This window comes from Szabonella alba (assembly GCF_016765775.1).
In the GTDB taxonomy this organism is placed as follows: domain Bacteria; phylum Pseudomonadota; class Alphaproteobacteria; order Rhodobacterales; family Rhodobacteraceae; genus Szabonella; species Szabonella alba.
The window spans coordinates 1-1,512 of sequence record NZ_JAESVN010000039.1 but is presented as its reverse complement, the minus strand read 5'-3'; the positions used below and the strand labels follow the sequence as shown (position 1 = coordinate 1,512).

2 protein-coding genes are annotated in these 1,512 nt (G+C 64.6%); both read right to left on the bottom strand.

Annotated elements, in window-relative coordinates; genetic code table 11:
* Window positions 1–154: 154 nt before the first annotated feature.
* Window positions 155–277, bottom strand: a complete 123-nt coding sequence (locus JL811_RS20215; protein ID WP_273542517.1) for a hypothetical protein — start codon at window positions 275–277, stop codon at window positions 155–157.
* Between the two features lie 156 nt (window positions 278–433).
* Window positions 434–985 (bottom strand): type II toxin-antitoxin system prevent-host-death family antitoxin, encoded by a 552-nt coding sequence (locus JL811_RS20290; RefSeq protein ID WP_337924780.1) that lies wholly within the window; start codon window positions 983–985, stop codon window positions 434–436.
* Between the last annotated feature and the right edge of the window lie 527 nt (window positions 986–1,512).

Sequence of the window (1,512 nt, the reverse complement as noted above, 5' to 3'; positions counted from 1 at the left end):
GGGGGCAGGGGGAAGGACCCCTGCCAGAATATTGGGGCGCTTTTGCAGGAATATAAATCCCGAAAGCGCCGCGCTTATGACTCTCCCTTCACGTCCGATAATGTTAATTTATCGGACGTGATCAGAGCCGCGACCGAAACCGTGGTCATCCGGATCAGATTCTGGCGTGAAGGGGAATACAGGGAAGGGAATCGTCTTGTCCTGCCGCATCGGCATCCTTGCGCAGAACCACCGGGCCGGACAGATCCCCGCCTTTTTTTAGGATCTGGAACGCCATCGGAGCCGTCCTGACAAAGGTCAGCCGCAATAGGAAGGCGAAATCGTCGTGCCCCGGGTAAGAACGGGTTTTCAAGCGCCACCCCGGTCGGCGCGAAGCCCCTGACATTGCCGGTCACGACGGTGGCGCGATGGCGCAGGGCCGCGGCGGCGATCATCAGATCCGCGCCAGCCTGCCCCAGCCTGGCCGAGAGCCGTGCATCCTCGGCCCCGAAGGCCAGAAGGCCAGAAGGCGGTCCGGGAAGATCAGGGTGGTGCGGTCCAGCCAGGCGCGCAGATCCCGGGCAAAGGCCGGGTCCCGCGTCTCCTGCTGGTGGATACCGCGCTCGATCTCGCCCAGGGTGATGACACTCAGGAACAGGTCCTGCTCGGGTTTTCCGCGCAGCCAAGCCGCGACCCGGGGGGCGCGGTCGCGGCGGCGCAGCGCCGATATGACATTGGTATCGAGAATATACATCAGAAACGGACATCCCGGGGGGCCGCCTGCGCGCGGCAGGTCCGGCAGACCCCCGGCCGGAAAGGCCATCAGATTGTCGGCAAAGCTGCCGCGGCCCTGCATGGGTCCGTCCAGAAGCCGGCGGCATTCATCGGCGGCCACCACCACCACCACCGCAGGCTTGCCCCGCCGCGTGACCTGTTGCGGCGTTCCGGCAAGGGCGGCCTCGACGACGGCGCTGAACCGGTTCTTCGCATCCTGAAGCGTCCACATTGCCCTGTCCTTCATGGCGAGCCATCTGGCTGGAAAGAGGATCCTCCGAGCCGCATCTGTCAAGGCCGGCCTCTGTCCAGGAAGTCGGCGCAGGCGTTCCCGAGGACAGGAGGCGCGAGGCAGGAGGCATCCCGCGCGCTGCGCGCGTCGCGATGCAAATGCCTTCTGCCCCTCTGCCGGATGACAGGATGCGAAACGCCGCAGACAGGTTCCGCAAGACAAAAGACAGGGTGCAGAAGGCACGGGACGGGATGCAGGGCGCAAGATGCGGGGAACGGAAGCCGTCAACCGGACAACGGCACCGATGGTCCATAAAGAGGCCGGGTCAGTCTTCTCTCTCTCTCTGAGGCGGAGAAGACTGACCCGGCCGAAACTGGCAAGAAATAGGATCGTATACTTCACATATCCGACCCGGCGCCGCTGCCTCCGAACCTGCCCTCGGGGCGGAGAGATCCAATCCAGATTGGGGGCAGTTGTCTGGTCCGGAAGGGCTGTGATCCGTCAGCCGCGCGGGGCGAGACCGGGCT